Consider the following 23,213-nt stretch of genomic DNA (forward strand, 5'->3'; position numbering starts at 1 on the left):
CCCCGCCAAACACTGAACTGGAAAACACCGGCCGAAGCGCTCAACGAACTACTCTCACAACCAACAGCTGTTGCATCGATCCCTTGAAACCACCGGCGAAAACACGACCCCCGAGGCGATCTCGGCGAGGTCAACGCCCGTGGTTCAGCAACCGGGCCGATCAGCCGACGCCGGCGGTCTCGGGCGAGTGCTCGTCGCCCCGGGAAGCCGGTTCCGTCCTGGCGCGGTGGTGCCGGCGGAAGTGGCGGATCTCGACGATCAGCCCGGTCAGCCCGAGCGCGCCCGTGCACACAGACACTACGAACAGCAGCGAATTGGGGTGGCCGGCGAGCGCATCGCCCAGGATCACGACGGTGGCGGTGCCCGGCAGCAGTCCGATCAGCGTTGCGAGCGAGTACGGCAGCACCCGGACGGCCGACGCGCCCGCCGCATAGTTGAGCGCCGAGAACGGCACGGCGGCGATCAGCCGCAGCGACAAGATGGCCAGCCAGCCGCGTTGCCGCAGGCGCTGGTCGACGGTGTCGATGGATCGGTGCCGGACGAGCCGGTCGAGCCGCCACCCGGCGGCCCGCACCAGCAGCATCGCGATCATCGCGCTGACGGTGCTAGCGAGGACGGCGATCGCGATCCCCATCACCGGCCCGAACAGCAGGCCGGCCGCCAGCGTGAACGCGGTCCTCGGGATCGGCACCACGGTGACGACGACGTGAGTGAGGAAAAACGCCAGCGGGAACCACGGGCCCACCGATTCCGCCCAGTCCCGCAGCTGCACCGGCGAAGGGACCGGGAGCCAGCTCGCCAGCACGATCAGGACTGTGATCCCAACCACTGTTGCGATCACCTGGGGGCGCGAAACCTGGCGCGCGGCGACGCCCAGCGCGGAACCGAGGTCGCGCAGGGTTGCGGTGATTTTGCTGGTGGCGGAAGCCGTCACGGGTGTCAAGGTTACGGGGCCGAGATGAATAATCCATTGCCCGAAACTGGCGTTTCATCGCCGGGCCGGCGCGAGGCCGGCTCGCGGTTTTTCGCGACGGGCCGCATCACTTAGCCTGATTAGCAACTGGCGTCCCGGGGGTAACCCCGGCCACTTGCTGGGAAAAGGGAGCAATCGGTGTCCATTGACGTACCCGACTTAGCCGACCTGGAACAGGTTCGCGGACGCTGGCGCACGGCGGTTGCCGGTGTGCTGGCCAAGAGCACGGGGAAGGATCCGGGGGAGCTGGGGGAGCAGCCCGAGCGGCTGCTGGAGACCCCGACCTACGACGGGATCGCCGTCCGTGCCCTGTACACGGCGCTCGACGAGCTGCCCGAACCGCCGCTGCCCGGCGAATGGCCCTATGTCCGCGGCGCCGACGGTCAACGCGATGTTACCGCGGGCTGGAAGGTCGCCGAGGCGTTCGGGCCGGGTGCCGACAACGCCGCGGTGCTGGCCGCCCTCACCGAAGGGGTCAGCGCGCTGCTGATCCGGGAGGGCAAGTGCGAGGCACTCGCGGCGCTGCTGTCGGGCGTCTACCTGGACTTGGCCCCGGTGATCCTCGACGTGGGCGTCGATTACGCCGAGGCGAGCGGCGCGCTGCTGGCGCTCGTGGAGCGGCTGGACGCGGACAAGGTCTCCCGGTTGTCGGTCGACCTGGGCGCCGACCCGTTGACGGCGAAGCTCAGCGGCCGGGCGGCCCCTCCGATCGAACACGTCGTCGCGGTCGCCACCGGCATCGCCGGCCACCGCGGGGTGCGGGCGATCACGGTCGATGGCCCCGCCTTCCATAATCTGGGTGCCAACCAGTCCTGGGAGCTCGCGGGCAGCATCGGGGCCGCGGTGGCCTACCTGCGGGCGCTGACGGGGGCGGGAATCTCGGTCGGGGACGCGTTGCGACACATCAGCTTCCGGTTCGCCGCGGACGATGACCAGTTCCTGACCATCGCCAAGATGCGCGCAGCCCGGCAGTTGTGGGCGCGCGTCGCCGAGGTGCTGGGCGACCCCGAAAGCGGCGCGGCCGTCGTGCACGCCGAGACGTCGCTGCCGATGATGACTCAGCGCGATCCATGGGTGAACATGCTGCGCACGACGCTGGCCGCGTTTGGCGCGGGTGTGGGCGGCGCCGACACCGTGCTGGTGCATTCGTTCGACGCCGCGATCCCCGGCGGCTTCCCGGGCATGTCGGCCGGCTTCGCGCGCCGCATCGCCCGCAACACCCAGCTGCTGCTGCTGGAGGAGTCCCACGTCGGGCGGGTGCTGGACCCCGCCGGCGGATCCTGGTACGTCGAAGACCTCACCGAGCGGCTGGCCCAGCGGGCCTGGGAGCACTTCCAGGCCATCGAGTCGCGCGGCGGTTTCGTCGACGCCGCCGACTACGTCGCCGACCAGATCGCCGAGGTCGCGGCCAGGCGCGCCGGCGACATCGCGCACCGCCGCACCGCCGTCACCGGGGTCAACGAGTTTCCCAATCTCACCGAACCCGCCCTGCCGCAGGACGATTCGACATCGACCGTCGCGCGTTACGCCGCCGCGTTCGAGGCCCTGCGGGACCGCTCGGACGCCTTCCTCGCCCGCACCGGCGCGCGGCCGCGGGCGGTGCTGCTGCCGCTGGGCCCGCTAGCCGAGCACAACATCCGGGCGACGTTCGCGGCCAACCTGCTCGCCTCGGGCGGCATCGAGGCCGTCGACCCCGGGCCGATCAATGCGGCCGGCGTCGCGCAGGCGGTCTCCGACGCGGGATCGCCGCCCGTTGCGGTGATATGCGGCACCGACAAGCGCTACCAGGCCGAGGCCGCGGCGATTGTCCAGGCGGCCCGCGACGCGGGCGTGTCGAGGGTTTACCTCGCCGGGCCCGAGAAGGCGGTCGGAGACGCCGCGCAGCGGCCGGACGAATACCTGACCGCGAAAATCAATGCGGTCGAAGCACTGTCGAATCTGCTCACCCGGTTGGGAGCGTGACCACGATGACGACCACTGCACCCTTTGTCGGCAGTTTCTCCGACATCCCGCTGCACGGCAAGCGCGAACCGCGGCGGCCTACCGAGGCGGCGGTGGAACAACGCGTGGCGGCCGCCGCGTCCGCGCAGGGCTACACTCCCGACCAATTCCATTGGCACACACCCGAGACCATCGATGTCAAGCCGGTCTACATCGCCGCCGACCGCGCCGCCGCACAGGCCGATGGCTATCCGCTGAACAGCTTCCCGGGCGAGCCGCCGTTCGTCCGTGGCCCCTACCCGACGATGTACGTCAACCAGCCCTGGACGATCCGCCAGTACGCCGGGTTTTCCACGGCCGCGGATTCCAACGCGTTCTACCGCCGCAACCTGGCCGCCGGCCAGAAGGGCCTGTCGGTGGCCTTCGACCTCGCCACCCACCGCGGGTACGACTCCGATCACCCGCGCGTGCAGGGCGATGTCGGAATGGCCGGCGTGGCAATCGATTCCATCCTGGACATGCGTCAACTCTTCGACGGCATCGACCTGTCGGCCGTCAGCGTCTCGATGACGATGAACGGCGCCGTGCTGCCGATCCTGGCGCTGTATGTGGTGGCCGCCGAGGAGCAGGGGGTGCCGCCGGAGAAACTGGCCGGCACCATTCAGAACGACATCCTCAAAGAGTTCATGGTGCGCAACACCTACATCTACCCGCCGAAGCCATCGATGCGCATCATCTCCGACATCTTCGCCTACACCAGCGCGAAGATGCCGAAGTTCAACTCCATCTCCATTTCCGGCTATCACATCCAAGAGGCGGGTGCCACAGCCGATTTGGAGCTCGCCTACACGCTGGCCGACGGGGTCGACTACATCAGGGCGGGCCTGGCCGCCGACCTGGACATCGACAAGTTCGCGCCGCGGCTCTCGTTCTTCTGGGGCATCGGCATGAACTTCTTCATGGAGGTCGCCAAGCTGCGGGCCGGCCGGCTGCTGTGGAGCGAGCTGGTCGCCGGGTTCGGTGCCAAGAACCCCAAATCGCTGTCCCTGCGCACCCATTCGCAGACCTCAGGCTGGTCACTGACCGCGCAGGACGCCTTCAACAACGTCGCCCGCACCTGCATCGAGGCGATGGCCGCCACCCAGGGGCACACCCAGTCGCTGCACACCAACGCCCTGGACGAGGCGCTGGCGCTGCCGACCGACTTCTCCGCACGGATCGCCCGCAACACCCAGCTGGTGCTGGCCCAGGAGTCGGGCACCACGCGGCCCATCGACCCGTGGGGCGGCTCCTACTACGTGGAGTGGCTGACCCATCAGCTCGCGCAGAAGGCCCGGGCGCACCTCACCGAGATCGCCGAGCACGGCGGCATGGCGCAGGCCATCGGCGACGGCATCCCCAAGCTGCGCATCGAGGAGGCGGCCGCGCGCACCCAGGCCCGCATCGACTCCGGGCAGCAGCCCGTGATCGGGGTCAACAAGTACCAGGTCGACGAGGACCAGAAGATCGAGGTGCTCAAGGTCGAGAACAGCCGGGTGCGCGCCGAGCAGCTGGCCAAGCTGAAGGAATTGCGGGCGGGCCGGGACCAGGCCGCCGTCGATGCCGCCCTCGCCGAGTTGTCGCGGGCCGCCGCCGCTCATTCCGGCGCAGCCGGCAAGGGGGATCGAGACGGGCTGGGCAACAATCTGCTCGCGCTGGCCATCGACGCCGCCCGCGCGAAGGCGACCGTCGGGGAGATCTCCGACGCGCTGGAGAAGGTGTACGGCCGCCACCAGGCGGAGATCCGTACCATCGCCGGGGTCTACCGAGACGAAGCCGGAAAGGCCACCAACATCGCAAGCGCCACCGCACTGGTCGAGAAGTTCGCCGAGGCCGACGGCCGCCGGCCCCGGATCTTGGTGGCCAAGATGGGTCAGGACGGCCACGACCGCGGGCAGAAGGTGATCGCTACGGCGTTCGCGGACATCGGGTTCGACGTCGACGTCGGATCGCTGTTCTCCACGCCCGAGGAGGTGGCGCGGCAGGCCGCGGACAACGACGTGCACGTCATCGGCGTGTCCTCGCTGGCCGCCGGGCACCTGACGCTGGTGCCCGCCCTGCGCGAGGCGCTCGCGTCCGTGGGACGCCCGGACATCATGATCGTGGTGGGCGGAGTCATCCCGCCCGACGACTTCGGCGAGCTGTACGAGGCCGGGGCCGCCGCGATCTTCCCGCCCGGGACGGTGATCGCCGACGCCGCGATCGGCTTGCTGCACAAGCTGGCCGAGCGGCTCGGCTACGACCTGGGCCAGTGACCGGAACCTTCGTCGCGAGCGTGATGCCAGGGCGAGATGCGCCGCCGATTTTCACCGTGGGGTTACCCTCGTGAACTCGCAGAGGGCCGACACGATCGAGGAGATGGCCGCGGCCGTCCGCGCCGGCGACCGCGCGGTGCTGCCGCGCGCGATCACCTTGCTGGAGTCGACTCGCCCCGACCACCACGAAGCGGCGCAGGAGCTGCTGCTCGCGCTGACGCCGGACGCCGGCAACGCCCACCGCGTGGGCATCACCGGGATCCCCGGGGTGGGCAAGTCCACCACGATCGAGGCGCTCGGCATGCACCTGATCGAGCGGGGCCACCGGGTGGCGGTGCTGGCCGTCGACCCGTCGTCGACGCGCACCGGCGGGTCGATCCTGGGCGACAAGACCCGGATGGCGCGCCTCGCGGTGCACCCCGACGCCTACGTCCGGCCCTCCCCGACGTCCGGCACGCTGGGCGGGGTGGCAAAGGCCACCCGCGAGACGATCGTCCTGCTGGAGGCGGCCGGCTTCGACGTGATCCTGGTCGAGACGGTCGGGGTCGGCCAGTCCGAGGTGGCGGTGGCGAACATGGTCGACACGTTCGTGCTGTTGACGCTGGCGCGCAGCGGCGACCAGCTGCAGGGCATCAAGAAGGGCGCGCTGGAGCTGGCCGACATCGTGGTGGTCAACAAGGCCGACGGGGAGCACCTCGCCGAGGCGCGGTCGGCCGCCAGGGAGCTGTCGGCGGCGATCAGGCTGATTCATCCGCGTGAAACCCTCTGGCGGCCACCGGTTCTCACTATGAGCGCGATGGAGGGCACCGGCCTGGACGAACTGTGGCACACCGTCGAGCGCCATCGGCGTGTGCTCACCGAGGCGGGGGAGTTCGACGCACGCCGCCGGGCCCAGCAGGTCGACTGGACCTGGCAGATGGTGCGGGACACGGTGCTGGACCGGGTGCTGTCCAACCCCGACGTCCGCAAGATTCGCTCCGACGTCGAGCGGCAGGTCAAGGCGGGTCAGCTGACCCCCGCCCTCGCCGCCCAGCAAATACTCAATGCCGCGGCGGGCTAACAAGAAGGTTAAATAATCTATGTTTGCCCGCCGACACTGTGAACTCCAAGTAAATTAGAGGGCGTGACGATGGACACTGGAGTCGATCGACGCGCGGTCCCCATCCACGATGGCCCTGACGCAGGCCATCGTGTGTCCGGCGCGGCGGACTCACATTTCGGTTGCGTTGTGCGCGCCTTCTCCAGCATGTTTCCCGGCCGATGGTTCGGCGGTGGAGCGCTCGCGGTGTACCTCGATGGCCGGCCCGTGGTTGACGTGTGGACCGGTTGGGCCGATCGCGCGGGACGGGTGCCGTGGTCGGCCGACACCGCGCCGATGGTTTTCTCCGCGACGAAGGGGATGGCCTCCACCGTCATCCACCGGCTCGCCGATCGGGGCCTGATCGATTACGACACCCCCGTCGCCCAGTACTGGCCCGAGTTTGCGGCCAACGGCAAGGAGGGCATGACGGTCCGCCAGGTCATGCGCCACCAGGCGGGCCTGTCGGGGCTGCGCGGCGCCACCATGGACCAGTTGCTGGACCACCTCGGGATGGAAGAGCGGCTAGCCGCCGCCGCGCCCGGGCGCCTGTTCGGCAAATCGGCTTACCACGCGCTGACCTACGGGTGGCTGATGTCTGGGCTGGCCCGCTCCGTCACCGGCAAGGGCATGCGCACGCTGTTCCGCGAGGAATTGGCCGCGCCGCTGGGCACCGACGGCGTGCACCTGGGCCGCCCGCCCGCCGGGGCGCCCACCCGGGTGGCCGAGATCATCATGCCGCAGAGCATCGCCAGCAACGCGGTGGTCAACTTCGTGACGCAGAAGGCGGCCAACCAGGTCTCGGGCGCTTTCCGCTCGATCTACTTCAAGGGCGTGCTGGGCGCCGTCCAGGGCGACACCCCGCTCCTGGACGCGGAGATCCCGGCGGCCAACGGGGTGGTGACGGCGCGCGCGCTGGCGCGGATGTACGCGGCGATCGCCAACCACGGCGAGATCGACGGCACCCAGTTCCTGTCGAGCGAGCTGGTCGAGCGCCTGACCGGCCAGCGCGACATGCGGCCGGACCGGAACCTGGTGATTCCCATGAGCTTCAACCTGGGCTACCACAGCGTTCCGTTCCTCAAAGTGATGCCGGGCTTCGGGCACGTCGGCCTGGGCGGCTCGCTCGGCTGGGCCGATCCCTCGATGGGGCTGGCGTTCTCGTTCGTGCACAACCGGCTGCTGTCGCCGTTCGTGCTGACCGACCACGCCGGGTTCATCGGGATCAGCGCGCTGCTCAGGCAGGCCGCCGTCAAGGCCAAGAAGCACGGCTTCGGGTCGGTGACGGAGTTCGGTGCGCCCTACTCCGAGGCCGGGGCCGTCGCGGGTTAGAGGCGCGAACTCGACTCGGCGAACCGATGCGCCGCCGGGTCCGCCCGTCGGAAGGGTCGGGGGAGAGCGGCGCGAATCATCTTCGGCACGGAAAACCGCCAGTCGGTGCCCGTGAAGCGGTCACGGTAGTCGTCCAACGCCGTCCGGAACGCGCGCTCGCTGGCGCGGTACGCCTCGTACACACGATCGAGTGCGCGCTCATCCCACGGTTCGTCCTCGGCGGCCGCGCGCAGCAGTCGGTCGACGGCGCAGATCCAGTCGCTCCCGAACGGGTCGTTCGCCGGTCCCCGATGCTTCTGGTGGTGAAGGCTGTGGTCGAGGAAGCCATCGATCGCCCCGTCGTCGCGGCTGGCGAGGTCGATGGCAAGGGCGCGGGAGACCCGGGCGATTTCGAGCCGCCAGTTCCGCAGCAGGTTGGAGTACTCGACGAACACGCGTGGCACCTCGCGAGTGTGCCGCTCGGCGAGCAGGTTGTATTTGAGCCACAACGCACTAGCCAGTTCCGGGGAGCATCGGTCGCGGGTGGACAGCGATGCGATGACCTCTTGTGGATGGCGCACCGCGATCACCGTCGCGACGTCGTGACCCGCAAGCCGCGCCGCCCGGAACCACAGCGCGGACAGCGCCGTGATCCTCGGCTCCTTGATGATCACGAACGGCGCCGGCGGCAGCGTGGCGAGGAAGGCCGCGATCTCGCCGACGCAGGCCGCGCCGGTGTCCGACTCGAACGCGCCGGCCTCCTGCAGTTGCAGGGTGGGGTCGTGGTAGCTGCTGCCCTGGCGGTGCAGGATCGTGTCGTTGATCTGCAGCGCCGCCTGGGGCTCCCAGTGGCCGCGCGGATTGCTTTCGCTGGGGCCGAACAGGGCGGTCGGAAGCGCGCCCCCGCACAGTGACAGAACGCGCGCGAGCGCCGACGTCCCGGATCGGCTCATGCCGATCACGAACAGGCACAACGGCCGGCGGCTATCGGTGTATGTGTGCGTAACGGTCACGAACAGGCCTGCGTATCCACTCCCGCATAGGTCGCAGCAGCGTCGTGCTGTCCTGTTAGCTGGTTCGACGGACTGTCTGCAGAAGTCGACCGGCGCAGGGGTTGCGAAAGTAATTGCGGCATAGGACCTTCCGTGATTTGCTCCGTGGAAGTGCTGCCATCAAGTCTATAGCATCGCTAACGATAGTTGGGGGCGCGTCGGCCCGTCGGACGGTTGTGAGTTAGGCGCGGGGCGCAGCGCGACGGCTGCCGGATGCTTGCAAGCGTAGTGCTCGTCGCATACGTGATCCTCCGTTGGATCGGTCGGCGTGATGCATGTTTGCTTCGAATCATGCTTTTGCGCAGCGCCTTCGGCGCTGGTAGGTGCGATGGTTCCATTTGCGGGTGTCCGTCCCGCATTTCGCGGCATAGGGCGTGCGGCGGCGTTGCTTGCGACTCGGCGCGCCGTTTCGCGGTTGCGACAACAGCCGTTGTCGTAACCGCGTAGCCAAAAACGCATCGGCGGAACGCTATTCATTCGGGGTACCGGGAGCGCCGCAGGTCGTCCCAGCCGTCTGACGGAGCGTCGGTCGGAAAGAGTGGCGGCTGACTGATACCACTTCGAAGCCGGGTACTTGGACGTCGTCTTCGTTGGCGAAGAACTGGGACTGCGCGGCAACCGTAACTGTCGACGAGGCGCAGTGAAGTCCTCGGGTCAATACCCGAGATCTACGGGAGGTTCGTCCGACGGGCCGCTCCCCGCACCCGGCGCCACAGCGGTCCTCCCGCAAGTCCCGATCGGCGGGAGAAACAGCCCGTTTGCGTGCGCGTAACACTCTGTACTATCGCGCACTGCTCAACGGTGTGGCGTCGGATCCGTCCCACTCGATATTTGCCCGAAACGCCTGACGTCCGGGAGATGATCTCGTACGCTCCAACCAACAAGATCCATTTAGGTAGGGACTTGCGCTTGTCTCATGTCCAACGTTGGGCACGGTTGAGATAGGAGCGGAGGGGGCCTTTCCAGTGGCAGCTCAAACGAACAACCGAATCTGCATCATCGGTGGCGCCGGGCACGTCGGGCTTCCGCTGGCTCTTGTTCTTGCGGACGAAGGCTTCAGCGTCGACATTCTGGACACGAACGTCGCAGCTTTAAAGGCGATCATGGCCGGGCGGATGCCGTTCGTCGAGAACGGGGCCGAGGAGCTGCTCAAGCGGCTGCTGCCGACTGGCCGTATCTCCGCGACCACTGATGCCTGGGCGGTCCGGAACTCCGACATCGTCATCTGCGTTGTCGGCACGCCCGTCGACGAGTACCTGACACCCCAGGCGCATGCCTTCTTCCGCATCATCGACGAGATTAGCCCGTACTTCCGCGACGGGCAGACGCTCGTCCTGAGGAGCACCGTTTACCCGGGCCTCACCCAGCGCGTCCACGACATGTTCGAGGAGCGCGGGATCGGCGTCCACGTCACCTTCTGCCCCGAGCGCATCGCCCAGGGCCATTCGATTCGCGAGCTGCGCGTCATCCCGCAGATCATCAGCGGATTCGACGAAGAGGGACGCCGCATTGTCCGCGAGCTGTTCGCGCGGATCGCGAGCGAGATCATCGAGGTGGAACCGCAAGAGGCCGAGTTGGCAAAGTTGTTCTGCAATGCCTACCGCTACATTCAGTTCGCCGTAGCCAACCAGTTCTATCTGCTCAGCCGCGAGGCTGGCCTCGATTTCGACCGCGTTCACCACGCCGCGACCTACAAGAACAGTCGCGTCGACAGCCTGCCGAGGGCCGGACTGGCCGCCGGGCCTTGCCTTTTGAAAGACACGATGCAGCTGGCCGGCTTCAGCAACAATAACTTTATGTTGGGGCACGCGGCGATGCTGGTCAACGAGGGCCAGCCGCAATTCATCGTCAACATGCTCAAGCGCAGGGTCAATCTGCGCGACAAGACCGTGGGTCTTCTCGGGATGACGTTCAAGGCCGATTGCGACGACACCCGTGACTCGCTCAGCTTCAAACTGCGGCATCTACTCATGCTCGAGGCCAAGAAGGTGATGCTGCACGATCCGTTCCTGGAGGGCCCGGATTACTTCGCGCTGGACGCGGTGCTGGGCCGCGCCGACGTCCTCGTCGTCGGTGTGCCGCACTCCATCTACCGCGGTCTGCAGGTGCCACAGGGCAAGATCGTCGAAGACGTATGGGGGTGCCTGGACTTGAGCCAGCTCGAGAAGTCGCCCGACGCGACGCCTCTAGCGACCCTCGGGACGAAAGTGGTCGCCCAGTGAGAGTTCTCGTCACTGGCAGCGCGGGATTCATCAACGGGTACGTCGTTGCGGAGTTGCTCCGCGCCGGCCACGAGGTCGTCGGTATCGACAACTATTCGAAATACGGCAAGGTCAAGAAGAGCTACGACGACCACCCGAACTACCACTTCGTCGAGGGCGACGTCAAAGACGTAGATCTGATGTTCCAGCTGGTCGAGGGCTGCGATCAAATGATCGCCAGCGCGGCCCGCATCGGAGGGATCACCTATTTCCACGAATACGCCTACGATCTGCTTGCAGAAAACGAGCGGATCGCGGCTGCCCATTTCGATACCGCCATCTACGCATATCGCAAGGGCTGGCTCAAGAAGATCAACGTGATCAGTTCGTCGATGGTGTTCGAGAACGCGTCCGTCTTCCCGACGCCCGAGAAGCACATCACCGAATGCCCCCCTCCGACAAGCACGTACGGTTTCCAGAAGCTTGCCTGCGAGTATTTTGCGCACGGTGCGTACGAGCAGTACGGTCTGCCCTACACGATCATCCGGCCGTTCAACTGCGTCGGTACGGGTGAGCAGCGGGCGCTGGGCGGCCGCGAGATACCCAGCGGCAACGTGAAACTCGCCATGAGCCACGTAGTCCCCGACCTCGTCCAAAAGGTGGCGAAGGGTCAGGACCCGCTGCATATCCTGGGCGATGGAACGCAGGTGCGGCATTACACCTACGGCGGCGACCTGGCCCGCGGCATCCGCATCTGCATGGAACATCCGGCCGCCATCAACGGCGACTTCAATCTCTCGACTCCCGAGGCGACGACGGTGCTGCAGCTGGCGGAGATCATCTGGAAGAAGATGCGCCCGGACGCCGAGTTCCGCTACGAGTGTGATCCCCCGTTCGAGCATGATGTCCAGTTACGGTCACCAGATGTTCAGAAGGCATCCGAGGTCCTCGGATTCGAGGCGACGACGACACTCGAGTCCATGCTGGACGAAGTCATTCCGTGGATTGTCAACGCCGTCGAAGCCGGAACCATCTGACGTGCACTGGCGGCCGTCGCGGGGGAGCCATGCGCATCGCGGGTAAGCCCGACCTGCAGCAGCTCTACCGCAATCGCTTCGGCCATGCCAAGGAATCGCGCTCGGCCATCTGGGCTGTCCTTGTTCGCGATTTCTTCCAGGCGTGGATCAGGCGCAGCGACACGGTCGTCGATCTCGGGTGCGGTTACGGCGAATTCCTGAATCAGGTGATCGCCGCGCGGCGAATCGGCGTCGACCTCAACCCGGACAGCGAAGGCATGCTCGAGCCGGGGATCGAGTTCCATCGCCGGCGTGTCGACCATCTGGGTTTTCTGGATGACGAATCCGTAGACGTCGTCTTCACGAGCAACTTGCTGGAGCACCTGCAAAGCAAAGAAGAAGTCGAACGCACCGTCGCTGAGGCCCGCCGAGTGCTCAAGCCGGGTGGTCACCTGATCGCGATGGGCCCCAATATTCGCTTCGTCGACGGCGATTACTGGGACTTCTGGGACCACACCGTTCCGATCAGCGACCGCTCACTAATCGAGCTGTTGGTCTCGTGCGATTTCGAGGTCGTCAACAGTTTCGACCGCTTCCTGCCCTACACGTCGTCCTCGCCCCTGCCGCAAGCGCCGATCTTGGTCCAGCTGTATTTGCATTCGCGTAAGGCATGGCCAATCTTCGGCAAGCAGTTCGTGATCCGCGCCCGCAAGCCTGAGCTCCCGTCGGAGACAGATGATCGGCGCTTGGTGAGCGTCGTGATCCCGGTCTACAACGAGGGGGAGAACATCCAAGCCTGCGTTCGGGGGATCAGCGGCGCGTTGGCGGATATCCCCCATGAACTGCTGGTGTGTTACGACTTCGACGAGGACACCACATTGCCGGCGCTGGACGCCATGCCCGACAAGCCGCCGACAGTGCGGTTGGTTCGCAATTCGCTGGGGAAGGGTGTGGCGAACGCCCTGATCGCAGGGTTCGCGGCCGCGCGAGGCGACGTCGTCGTCACCAGCATGGCCGATCTCTCGGACCCCCCGTCGGTGATCCCGTTGATGGCGGCCAAGATCCGAGACGACGGAGCCGACGTAGTCAGCGGATCCCGCTACATGCCCGGCGGTGATCAACGCGGCGGCCCGCGCTTGAAGACCCTGATGTCCCGGACCGCAGGGCTCAGCCTGCACTATGTGGGCCGCGTGCCGACCCACGACGCCACCACAAATTTCCGCGCCTACAGCCGCCGTTTTCTGCAGGAAGTCCCGGTGGAAAGCGTGCGCGGGTTCGAGGTCGGCCTGGAGCTGACGACGAAGGCGCATCTGCTGGGGTACCGGGTCGACGAGGTACCGAGCACCTGGACCGACCGAACCGCCGGCACAAGCAAATTCGACCTCGTCGGCTGGCTGCCCGCGTACCTGCGTTGGTACGGGCTGGCCATGCGGGGGCCGATGATGCGATGGACTGGTGGCGGATTGGTCTGGCTTGGTGTGTTTGGCCTCGCGCGGCGGTACAGGGGAGACAGACTGAGTCCGACTCCCGCGCGGCCAATCAACCGGCGACATCATTGCCGCCGGGTCAGCAGGTCGCGCAATGCCTGAACAGGATTGGAGCGCAATGGAGCGTATGGCCGTGAGCCGGGACCAGGCCGTGCCCCAAGCGAACTGCAATGACGAGGCCTCCTCGCTTTCAGCAGACGCGTCCACACGCGCGTGCTCTCGCGAAAAGGGCGCTGTCGGACTATTGGCGGCGGTCGCTTGCACCGTGCTCGGCGCGAAACTCCTCATCATCGCAGTGCTTGGCTCGCCGGCGCCATTACTCGATCAGTGGGATGGTGAGGCTGATCGGGTATATGCGCCGCATTTGAAGGGTTCTTTCAATCTCGTCGATCTTATCGCGCCACACAACGAGCACCGCATCCTCGCTACGCGGGTCCTCGCGCTGGTGCATCTTGAGTTGGCCGGTGAATGGAACACTCGCCTCGAGATGGTTTTCGGCGCGATCGTCCATGTAGGACTAATCACCTGGTTTGCGGCGCTGCTGATGCCGCTCGTCGCCTACCGACGCCGCCTCTTATTCACGGCATTTGTAGCTCTTCTGTTTTCGGTCCCAATTGGGTACGAGAACATCCTTTCAGGATTTCAGTCTCAGGTGTACTGCATGCTGCTTTTCGGTGTGGGGGCTCTCGCTTGCTTTGCGACGGCCAGCCCATTCTCGTTGCGCTGGTGCGGCGGGTTGGCGGCTTCCGCTCTGAGCTACATGTGTTTCGCATCGGGCATTGCAACGATTTTGGCCGCTTGCATCCTTCTTGGGCTGCAGCTCGGCACGGGTGTAAGGAAACGGTGTGGTCGCGAATTAGCCGCCGTTATCATCATTTCCTCAATCGCCCTGGTGATAATTCTTTTGGAAGCGGCGGATGCAGTCCCGAAGTCCACGCCGTGGACTTTCCTTCAGGGATTTCTGCTGTTGACTATCCCCGCATTCGCAGGAATGATTCCTGCGGGCCGTTTTGGGCTGACGACGCTAGCCAAGCGGCCTACTACATCCGACCGTGCCTGGTTTTCAGTGGCAATCCTCGTCTGGATCGTCCTTCAGCTCATGCTGGTCGCTTACGGCCGTGGGACCGTTGTCGCAGTGCGATACATGGACATCATTCTGATGATATATCCGGTGGCACTGGTGGGCATCCTTGCGCTCGTTGATGGGGGCTCCGCGGGAAAACGGTTCGCTAGATACGCGCGACAAGGGGCTATCATCTGGGTTTTCAGCGTGGTCGCCTTTGTTGCAGTATTGGGCTACTATCAATCGGTCTTGGGCGCGGTCGAGTGGGGCAAAGCGGCGCACCAACAGGTGTTCAACATGCAGATGTTTTTCGCTACTCACAGGATCGAACAGCTAAAAGCAAATAATCCTGAAAACAAATTCAACGCCGCATATCCAGATGCTCATCGACTGGGCAACATGTTAGAAGACCCCGACATAAAATCAATCTTACCGTTGGGCATTCGCCCCCCCGACGCAGATCCCGCGAGCGCACGTCGTCATCTGTGGCTGAAAGGCTCGTTCTCGGCCGTTACGGCGGCTGTGATGCGTGTCGTGATGGCTATTGGCCCTGCTATGTTGGGTGTTGGCATAGCTCTTTTCTTTGCGGCTGGCGCGAACCATTGCTTAATCGGCACGGAAACCACGAACTCGCGCATGATCGCGAGGGGAGATTAGGTCTGTGTTGGGAAAATTGCGCGAATATCACTCAGGAAGCCAGCTGGCTCGTTGGCGATTGCTTGTCGATATGGAGCGAACCGTTTTCGCTGTTCTTCGTATTGATCCATGAGCATATGGATTTTCTGTGCGACTGCGTTTTCGAAACCAGAAATCCGGTCATCAATCTTGAAATCTTCGGGGATCGGCACATCGGTTGGATTTGCTGCGCTGCCTCTGCGATTGACAATAACGCACGCGCCTAGCGCGGCGGCTTCTCGAGGCAGCCTATCCTTACCGGGGTGAGCCCCAAAATCGATGTAGACTTTGGCGCGTTGGAGAAGTTTCAGTACTTGATTGGGCTGCATACCCTCTATAGCAACAACCTGCGGCATTCGCCTATTACGATTCTCCGCCAGGGCATTGAGGATCAGCTCTGTGCGTGCCAACCCTTTGGCTGGGTTGTAGACTAGGAGGTCATCCCGTGGAGATTCACGCCAGTTGGTAATCGCGTGCACATATTCATCTGCAAGGCAGTCCGATAGACGGTGTGTTGGATCCAGCGCTACAGATTCCAGGAAAATGCGCGCATATTCGCTTTGATAGAGGTGCCTGCTAACGCGGTGCCGAAGGCCCCGTAACTGTAACTTTGCGGCGCGCTGAGAGCCCAAATATTTGGCCACGGAAGTCTGACCCACAATGGTAAAGAAATTGTCGACACTTAACCACCAGAAGTAGACGTCAGCATTCGGGAAAAGCTTGACCAGCAGTGCAAATACTTCTGGCACAATAACGATAGAGCCGGGTTCGACATCTTGCAGGCGGGCGGCGCGAAAGTTGTACTTTTGGTAGCGGCTAGGAATTTCATGCTCTTTAATAAATGGATAGTAGAGAATGAAGGCGCGTTCGATATCCCGATTTAGAATATCGGCGAGCTGATGGCAGAGCTCCGGTCCACCGGAAGTTTGATTGCCTGGAGCGACGATATATATTTTTTTCATGAGAGGGCTGGTCGAGTAGGGCGATCAGCGGCATTTTTGCCATAGGGCCAAGTGCGATCGAGGGCGCGCGCGAATCGGTCATGTTCAACCGTGGGGCACGTCACGCGAGGGCACTCGCAAGCAGTGCATGAGTCCCTGGCAGATGACAGGTTCGCGGTGGATAAACGATGAGAGTTGTCAAATTTACACCTGCGCCGTAGTGGTTAGTAACAGGCCGGGCGTCAAGAGCAAATCGAGCTGTGCAGCGTCCGCCGGCGGTATGGCTCATACGTTTCTATCATGGGATGGGTTCGCCTCAGGTTTGAACCATGCCTTTTCGCGTACGTGTCGTGGTGGCTCTTGACCCTCTCTAGGCCGTTACACGTTGAGGGCATTGTTTTCCCGAGTTAACCACATGGCCAACTCTTCGCCGCACTCGTCGACAAACAGGCAGTAAGCAGATGACGTCTTGCAGCAGCGCCGCAGGCGGCATGGTGGATTGCACTCCCTGAGTTTGTGGCTGCGCAGCCAGCTAATCCGTGCGTTCCGAGCACTGAGTTGCTTGAAGCCCGTTGGGTGTCGGCTGGGCTGCGGGTAAGGCTTCGCGCAGTCGCCGCGCCCGTGCGAACTCATAAAATGGCGCTTCCGCCAAAGTTTTCGCTCGCTGCCAACGGTAGGGACGATGGAGCAGAACGTCCTGGCTTAGCCGCAACCATGTAGGGAGCCACCATATTGCTGCGGCTGCACGCGTCGCGGCAGGGGACTTCGGGTCCACCAACATCCAAGTGAGGATGCGCAGCTGGTCAAGCCACCACCGCCGCGTCGTCACTATTTGATTGGTCGCCGTGGTCCCTGAATGACGACGGACCGACAATTCTACTGGAACAAATCGCACCGCGGATCTCAGCATCAGACGCAACCAGAGGTCCAAGTCGACGAGTTGATAAATGTCAGCGCGAAAGCCACCCGCGTCGAGTGCCAGCTGACGTCGAAACATCACGCACGTCGGTTCGCCGATCCAGTTGCAGAATCCCCTACCACGCAACACCATGTCACTGACCAGAGAAGGCCCGTGATTATGTTCGCGGAGCTCGCGAAAGTGGTTGTGCAGCGTGCCGAATCGCTCCTGCCATCCGACATCGCTACTGACGACGAGGCGTGGAGCGAAAGCCATCCCGACTGCGGGGTCCTCGAAGCAGTGGGCAAGCGTCCTGAGCGCCCCAGGAAGTAACCAGTCGTCGCCGTGTACAAACTGGATATAGCGACCACGCGCGAGATCCAAGCACCTGTTGTGGTTCTGGTTGAGGCCGAGGCGAGGGGCGTTGCGAACCAGGCGGTCGCCGGGCCGGAGCATCTGCGCAGCTATGGCCGCGCCATCGTCGGCTGAATCATCGTCGACGACCAGGATCTCGAAGTCAATGCCATCCTGATCGAGAATGCTTCCCAGGCAACGTTCGATCGTGGCGCTGTTGTTATACATCGGCACGCAAACAGAAATCACTGGGTTCGGGGGCATGTTGATTCTGTCACTAGCTTCGGTTCGGGCCATCCCTATCCCATCACTGTGCCTGAAGGGCACCTTAAGCTCTCAGGCGGCGTCTGCACTAGCTGCATCGGCTGTTGCTCCGGACAGGCCGCCAGGCGGCCCAAGCCTGCTCCGTGATGAGCGTTTGGATAGCCTGCCATCCCGGCTGGCCGGCCAAGCTACCTTCACACGCCAGCATAACGGTGGGGATCCGGCCGCAATCCGAAACTTAAGAAAACGCGCGACTGGCGCTCGCGGCGGATTAGGCTGTGCCGGGGATCGCTCTGGGCTAGGGACTTCTTGCGTTGCCGCCCCAGGTGTCGCGGCTAGGAGTTCATCACGGGCAGCGCCAGTTCAGAGCAAGCCCCCGGTTGCGGATCCGCGTTGCAACAAAAAGGGCCCGGTCGGAATCGTTGGCGATAAAGGAAGGTCATGCGTCGAGATTTGAGAGATTTTTGGGCGCGGTCAGCAATCGACGCCTTGTACCAATTTAACTCTGTACGGCTGCGGTTGCTTCATTGCAGGAAATATCGATCGGTCGTAGCGGGCCAATGTGGGGTCGAAATAGGCGGGCCGAGTGCGCTCTTCGAGAAGGTATTGCCGCTCTACCCGTACGTGCGAGACCTCGACGGGGTCAACTTTTCCAACGACACCGTGTGGGAAGGAAGCATTGCCGCCGGTCGAAACTTCAATTATTACTCCGGCAAGTCCGGGCATCAGTACATCTCGGAGGCAACCAAGCTAAGCGAAATAGCTAGTGAGCAATACGACTTTCTGTTGTCGTCGAATTGCTTGGAACACGTGGCAAACCCTCTCAAAGCCTTATTGGAATGGAAGAGAGTGATCAAACCTGGTGGGGGTCTGGTGCTGGTCCTGCCCAACAAAGTAAGCAACTTCGATCATCGCAGGCCAACCACGAAGTTCGACCATTTGTTAGAAGACTTGGACCGCGATACCGGTGAAGACGACCTCACGCACCTAGACGAAATTCTGGCGCTGCATGACTTGGAAAGGGATCCGCCCGCCGGTGACATCGAACACTTCAGGGCGCGCAGTTTGCGAAATTTCGAGAACCGAACTCTCCATCACCATGTTTTCGATGTGAACTTGATCAAGGACATGTTGGGTTATGTCGGGTTCGAAACCTTGACTGCGACAGCCACGCCGACAGATTTCTTTGCGCTAGCGATTAAGAAATCGAACGCCGGTCCAGAAGCCCGTTAAGCACACGGGAGAATTGCTTTGGGCGAATGATTACCCGCCGCGACCAACGGTCTTCCCGTTCCGCCGCGCTGAGCTACCGCCTGCGCCGCAACGCCCTTCGGTTCATCTCCGAAACCCACCAGCAGCTTCCTTCGGGGCCGCCACCCGACGCCCGTACCCTCGTGCTGTTCGCACACTTCGATCCGCAGGGCGTCGTCGACCCGTACGTCGGCTACTACCTGAAGGCCCTCCACAGCCTAGGCGCGGCAATCATTTTCGTCTCCGGGTCGCCGACCCTCACCCCGGAGTCGGTGGCTCCCATCCGCCCGCTGTGCGCAGGCATTTACACCCGCCACACGCTGTCGCTTGACTTCGGCTCCTGGCACCTTGCCTGGTGCATCCTGCGGCAACGCGGATGGTCGCTCGATCAGTTCGACCGGTTCGTCGTCGCCAACGACAGCGTGTACGGCCCGCTCTTTCCCATCGAGGAAATGTGGAACTCATTCCGCGGCGCGGACATGTACGGGGCGATCGAAAGCCTGGAGCAGCTGCCGCACCTTCAGTCTTTCTTCCTTGCGTGGGACCTGAATTCGCGAACGCGGCCCATGCTCGACGACTTCTGGCGGCGCTTCCAGTACATCGTCGACAAGTACAAGCTGATCGAGCGCTACGAACTGGGCTTGTCCGAACGGGCCCGTCGTGGCGGGCTGACCATCAAGCCGTTCGTCTCGGCCGCAACCATCAAGGAGGCATACGGGCGCTCGCCGAACCACCAGTGGGCGAACAGGTTCTCCGGGCCACCGGCCAACAACACGCTCTACTTCTGGGACGGCCTGATCGAGCACCTGAGGTTCCCCTTCCTCAAGACGATCCTGCCGCGCTCCAACGAGCCCTGGCACGATTCCATGCCGCACTTGCGCGACTTCATCGAGCGGCACACCGACTATCCATACGAGCTGATCGATCACAACGTGCGCCGCCTCGGCTGCGGGCCGTCGTCGTGGGTTAAGCCGACCACCGAAAACACCCAGTGACCTGCGTTCGGCTTGCCCGAATGGCCTTCGGGGCCTTCGCGGCCAATGTACCGTTGGCTCGTGTCGTTATTGATTGCCATCCCGGTGTTCGGGCAGCACGAATACACCCACGCACTCGTCCGCGACCTGGAGCGCGAGGGGGCCGATTATCTGATCGTCGACAATCGTGGCGACTATCCGCGGATCGGCAACGAGCGGGTCACGACGCCGGGCAGCAACCTCGGCTGGGCGGGTGGGAGCGAGCTCGGGCTTCGAACCGCGTTCGCGGAGGGCTACTCCCACGCGATGACGCTCAACAACGACACCCGCCTGTCCAAGGGGTTCGTCGCCGGCATGCTCGACCCCCGCCTGCCCGCCGATGCGGGGATCGTGGGGCCGGTGACCGACGAGGGTTTCGCCTGCGCGGTCACCGACGAGAAGCCCGACGCCGCAGACTACTTGCCGCGACCCCTGTGCCGGACGGTGGCCGCGGTCGAGGGCACGGCCCTGATGATGTCGCGCGAGTGCTGGGACGCCGTCGGGGGAATGGACCTGCAGACCTTCGGGCGCTACGGCTGGGGGCTGGACCTCGACCTCGCCCTGCGCGCGCGGAAGGCCGGCTACGGCGTGTACATCACGGAGATGGCCTACATCAACCACTTTGGTGGCAAAACCGCCAACACCCTATTCGGAAGCTCGCGCTACGCGTGGGGAGGCCGGCTCGCCATGCTGCGCGGCCTGATCAAGCTGCACGGTTGGCGCGCGACGTGGGCGATGGAGCGGGTCCTGCGACGCGAAGACCGGTGGCACAAGCAGGTTCCGCGCGACTACACCACCCACCGGCTGCAGGACGACCCCGCCCACCGCTGAATCGGAGGGTGACGGGTCAGACGCAGGATTGGGCCGCGACCCGGTAGCCGCGCACGGCTAGCGGAATGAACACCGCGATCAGCCCGACGACCCAGGTGAGCGTCAGCCCCAGCGGCAGCAGCAGCGGACCGTCATGGGCCAGCGCGCGCATCACCTCGATGGGCGGCGACATGGGCTGCAGCCGCACGAAGGGCCGCGCCCAGTCCGGGAAGAGCGCCAGCGGCGTGGCGCCGGAGCTGACGAAGACCAGCGAGGTGGCCCCGGCAGCGAGATAGGTCACGATGGCGCGGCCGTTGGCGCGGATGGCCAGCGTCATCACCAGCGCCGTGAACCCGACCACCACCAGCGGCGGGATGAGGATGTACGCCAGAGCGGTGATCCAGCCGTGCGCGAAGCGCAGACCCATGGTCGTTCCGACGGCGGTCACCAGGATCGTGCCCACGAGTGCGCGGGCGGCTTCGGCGATGAGCCGGCCGGCGATCGCGCTGGCCCGGTGGATCGGCAGCACCCACATGCGGCTGAGCAGCCCGGACGCGCGCTCCATCGGAATGCCGACGGCGCTACCCAGGGCGCCGAACATCCCGGCCAGCACCGCGCACATGGGGACCAGGCCGTAGATGCTGTCGATGCCGGTGGCCTTGTAGACCTGCGCGCCGAGCACGGCCTTGTAGACCACCAGCAGCACGACGGGGAACGCCACGGAGCTGATCAGCGCCGCCGGCTCCCGCCGCCAGCGGGTCACGATCCGGCCGGCGTGGACCAGGCTCTGGCTGACCAGCGAGCCCTCGATACCCGGATGGGCGGTCATTGGCCGCGCCTTTGCATCCGCAGCGTTATCCCTCCGAAGACGAGCAACATCCCCACACACCACCCCACGCCGGCTGCCAAGTGATCGAACGATACGTGCCCGGTCGACAGACCGCGCAGAGTCTCGGCGGTCTGCGACACGGGCTGGTTGCGCACGAAGGGGCGCAACCACTCAGGAAACGTCTTCTCCGGTGCGACCCCCGTCGACAACAGGATCAGCACCAGCTGCGGGACCAGCAGCACCTGGCTGGTCCCCTCGAGGCTGCCTTTGCTGGACCCCAGGGCGTCGGCCCCGAGCGCCACCGCCAGGCACAACAGCAACGCAAGGAACACGAAAGCCAACCCGTAGCCGAGCCCGCCGGTCATCCGGAAGCCGAACACGAAGCCGGCGGTCATGGCCGCCGCCAGCGCGATGCCGGCCCGGACCAGGGTGGCGGTGATGCGAGCGCTGACGGGCACCATGGCGGCGATCGGCATGGTCCGCAGGCGCAAGCCCAGGCCGTAGATGCGGTCGCGGCCCGCGCGGTCGGCGGTCAGGGCGGCGGCCATGACCATGGACTGGACGACCACCGCGGGCAGCAAGTACTGCGGGTAGGTCATGCTGCCGGTGTCGATGAGGCCGTGGGTGGCGACGGTCAGGCCGACGAGGCTCGCTACGGGGACGAGCACCTCGAAGACGATCGCACCGTCGCGCAACGTGTAGAGCAGCGATCGCTCGGTGAGGGCGGCCAGCGCGGTCATGATCGAGTGGCGGGTTGCTTGGTGAGGTGCAGGAACGCCTCGTCGAGCGAGGGCTTACGCAGCGAGATGTCGGCAAGCTCGATGCCCGCCGCGTCGAGCCGCCGGAAGACCTCGCCCAGCGTGGCGACGCCGTCGCGCGCCAGCACGGAGATCGAGTTGGTGTCGGCGTCCAGGTCGATGCCGTCGAGCCCGGCTAGCGCCTCCAGGACGTGCGGAAGGTGCGCCGGGTTGGCCGGGGTCACCTCGCAGTAGCTGGCACCCGCTTTCCGCTTGAGCTCCGCCGCCGTGCCGCTGGCGATCACGCGTCCGTGGTCGATGACGACGATCGAGTCGCTCAGCACGTCGGCCTCTTCCAGGTACTGCGTGGTCAGCAGGACCGTGACGTGCTGCTCGCGCAGCGAGTTGACCAGGGCCCACACGTCGCGGCGGCTCCGCGGGTCCAGCCCGGTGGTCGGCTCGTCGAGGAAGAGCACCTTGGGCGTCACCACGAGCGCGCTGGCCAGGTCCACCCGGCGCCACATGCCGCCGGAGTAGGTGGAAACCCGTCGGTCGGCGGCCGCTACCAGGTCGAACTGCCCGATCAGCTCGTCGGCTCGGGCCTTCGCCCGGTGGCGACTGAGCCCCCGCATCCGCCCGAACAGCACCAGGTTCTCCCGGCCGGTGAGCAGCGGGTCCATCGCGGTGAACTGTCCCGTTATCCCGATGCTCGCGCGCACCTGCGCCGGCTGACGCACGACGTCGTATCCGGCGACCAACGCGCGGCCCGCGGTGGGCCTGATCAGCGTGGACAGGATATTGATCGTCGTCGTCTTGCCGGCACCGTTGTGCCCGAGGACGGCGCACACGGTCCCGGCCGGAACCGAGAAATTGACCCCCCGCAGCGCGGGCGTTCCCCCGAATGTCTTCGTGAGGCCATCGACCTCAACCGCAAATTGGCCCACCGGCAGAGTATTTCATGGCTGGTGGGCGCCTGCTGCACAAATTGAGACAATCGCCCAAGATTCTGGCCGGGCGGCCAGGCC

18 protein-coding genes are annotated in these 23,213 nt (G+C 64.7%); 11 read left to right on the forward strand and 7 right to left on the reverse strand.

From position 1 onward, the window contains the following. Positions 1-160 precede the first annotated feature (160 nt). Positions 161-934, reverse strand: coding sequence for a TVP38/TMEM64 family protein (locus SKC42_RS08700; RefSeq protein ID WP_330963907.1), 774 nt, complete (start codon positions 932-934; stop codon positions 161-163). Between the two features lie 177 nt (positions 935-1,111). Here SKC42_RS08700 and mutA point away from each other — a divergent pair, with 177 nt between their 5' ends. The 4 genes from mutA to SKC42_RS08720 all read left to right on the forward strand — a co-directional run bounded on the left by mutA (position 1,112) and on the right by SKC42_RS08720 (position 7,618). After that, positions 1,112-2,935 (forward strand): methylmalonyl-CoA mutase small subunit, encoded by a 1,824-nt coding sequence (gene mutA, locus SKC42_RS08705; protein ID WP_330963908.1) that lies wholly within the window; start codon positions 1,112-1,114, stop codon positions 2,933-2,935. A 5-nt stretch (positions 2,936-2,940) separates the two neighbouring features. Then, positions 2,941-5,208 carry a methylmalonyl-CoA mutase gene (gene scpA / locus SKC42_RS08710; RefSeq protein WP_330963909.1) on the forward strand — a complete coding sequence of 756 codons (2,268 nt, stop codon included), beginning with the start codon at positions 2,941-2,943 and terminating at the stop codon, positions 5,206-5,208. 70 nt (positions 5,209-5,278) lie between these two features. Beyond that, positions 5,279-6,268, forward strand: a complete 990-nt coding sequence (gene meaB / locus SKC42_RS08715; RefSeq protein WP_330963910.1) for a methylmalonyl Co-A mutase-associated GTPase MeaB — start codon at positions 5,279-5,281, stop codon at positions 6,266-6,268. 63 nt (positions 6,269-6,331) lie between these two features. After that, positions 6,332-7,618 carry a serine hydrolase domain-containing protein gene (locus SKC42_RS08720; protein WP_330963911.1) on the forward strand — a complete coding sequence of 429 codons (1,287 nt, stop codon included), beginning with the start codon at positions 6,332-6,334 and terminating at the stop codon, positions 7,616-7,618. Here the strand turns inward: SKC42_RS08720 and SKC42_RS08725 are convergent. After that, positions 7,615-8,550, reverse strand: coding sequence for a sulfotransferase family protein (locus tag SKC42_RS08725; protein WP_330963912.1), 936 nt, complete (start codon positions 8,548-8,550; stop codon positions 7,615-7,617). The genes SKC42_RS08720 and SKC42_RS08725 overlap by 4 nt on opposite strands. A gap of 1,025 nt (positions 8,551-9,575) precedes the next feature. Between SKC42_RS08725 and SKC42_RS08730 the strand changes: the two genes are divergently transcribed. From SKC42_RS08730 to SKC42_RS08745, 4 genes are read left to right on the forward strand one after another with little or no spacing between them, the layout of a single operon-like run. Then, positions 9,576-10,871: a nucleotide sugar dehydrogenase gene (locus SKC42_RS08730; protein WP_330963913.1), complete on the forward strand. Its 1,296-nt coding sequence runs from the start codon at positions 9,576-9,578 to the stop codon at positions 10,869-10,871. Then, a complete protein-coding gene (locus tag SKC42_RS08735; RefSeq protein ID WP_330963914.1) occupies positions 10,868-11,887 on the forward strand; it encodes an NAD-dependent epimerase/dehydratase family protein in 1,020 nt (339 codons plus the stop codon). The genes SKC42_RS08730 and SKC42_RS08735 overlap by 4 nt, the downstream gene beginning before the upstream one ends. Before the next feature lie 29 nt (positions 11,888-11,916). Continuing rightward, positions 11,917-13,455, forward strand: a complete 1,539-nt coding sequence (locus tag SKC42_RS08740) for a glycosyltransferase (RefSeq protein WP_330963915.1) — start codon at positions 11,917-11,919, stop codon at positions 13,453-13,455. Continuing rightward, positions 13,448-15,073 (forward strand): hypothetical protein, encoded by a 1,626-nt coding sequence (locus SKC42_RS08745; protein ID WP_330963916.1) that lies wholly within the window; start codon positions 13,448-13,450, stop codon positions 15,071-15,073. Before SKC42_RS08740 ends, SKC42_RS08745 begins: the two co-directional genes overlap by 8 nt. Here the strand turns inward: SKC42_RS08745 and SKC42_RS08750 are convergent. Beyond that, on the reverse strand, positions 15,070-16,053 hold the full coding sequence (locus SKC42_RS08750; RefSeq protein ID WP_330963917.1) for a hypothetical protein: 984 nt from the start codon (positions 16,051-16,053) through the stop codon (positions 15,070-15,072). The two genes, SKC42_RS08745 and SKC42_RS08750, sit on opposite strands and share 4 nt — an antisense overlap. Positions 16,054-16,564: 511 nt before the next feature. Next, positions 16,565-17,581 (reverse strand): glycosyltransferase family 2 protein, encoded by a 1,017-nt coding sequence (locus tag SKC42_RS08755; RefSeq protein ID WP_330963918.1) that lies wholly within the window; start codon positions 17,579-17,581, stop codon positions 16,565-16,567. A 408-nt stretch (positions 17,582-17,989) separates the two neighbouring features. On the opposite strand from SKC42_RS08755, the gene SKC42_RS08760 reads away from it, so the two are divergent. From SKC42_RS08760 to SKC42_RS08770, 3 genes are read left to right on the forward strand one after another with little or no spacing between them, the layout of a single operon-like run. Further along, complete coding sequence (locus SKC42_RS08760) at positions 17,990-18,781, forward strand: methyltransferase domain-containing protein (protein ID WP_330963919.1); 792 nt, start codon at positions 17,990-17,992, stop codon at positions 18,779-18,781. 26 nt (positions 18,782-18,807) lie between these two features. Continuing rightward, entirely contained in the window at positions 18,808-19,794 is a 987-nt protein-coding gene (locus SKC42_RS08765) for a rhamnan synthesis F family protein (RefSeq protein ID WP_330963920.1), read from the forward strand. A 45-nt stretch (positions 19,795-19,839) separates the two neighbouring features. After that, positions 19,840-20,643 carry a glycosyltransferase family 2 protein gene (locus tag SKC42_RS08770; RefSeq protein ID WP_330963921.1) on the forward strand — a complete coding sequence of 268 codons (804 nt, stop codon included), beginning with the start codon at positions 19,840-19,842 and terminating at the stop codon, positions 20,641-20,643. Between the two features lie 16 nt (positions 20,644-20,659). Here the strand turns inward: SKC42_RS08770 and SKC42_RS08775 are convergent, their stop codons facing one another. From SKC42_RS08775 to SKC42_RS08785, 3 genes are read right to left on the reverse strand one after another with little or no spacing between them, the layout of a single operon-like run. Next, the gene (locus SKC42_RS08775) at positions 20,660-21,451 is read right to left on the reverse strand and encodes an ABC transporter permease (protein WP_330963922.1); all 792 of its coding nucleotides are present in this window, start codon (positions 21,449-21,451) and stop codon (positions 20,660-20,662) included. Continuing rightward, positions 21,448-22,191: an ABC transporter permease gene (locus SKC42_RS08780; protein ID WP_330963923.1), complete on the reverse strand. Its 744-nt coding sequence runs from the start codon at positions 22,189-22,191 to the stop codon at positions 21,448-21,450. The genes SKC42_RS08775 and SKC42_RS08780 overlap by 4 nt, the downstream gene beginning before the upstream one ends. Further along, complete coding sequence (locus SKC42_RS08785; RefSeq protein ID WP_330963924.1) at positions 22,188-23,132, reverse strand: ATP-binding cassette domain-containing protein; 945 nt, start codon at positions 23,130-23,132, stop codon at positions 22,188-22,190. Before SKC42_RS08785 ends, SKC42_RS08780 begins: the two co-directional genes overlap by 4 nt. Between the last annotated feature and the right edge of the window lie 81 nt (positions 23,133-23,213).

Source organism: Mycobacterium sp. 050134 (assembly GCF_036409085.1).
In the GTDB taxonomy this organism is placed as follows: Bacteria; Actinomycetota; Actinomycetes; order Mycobacteriales; family Mycobacteriaceae; genus Mycobacterium.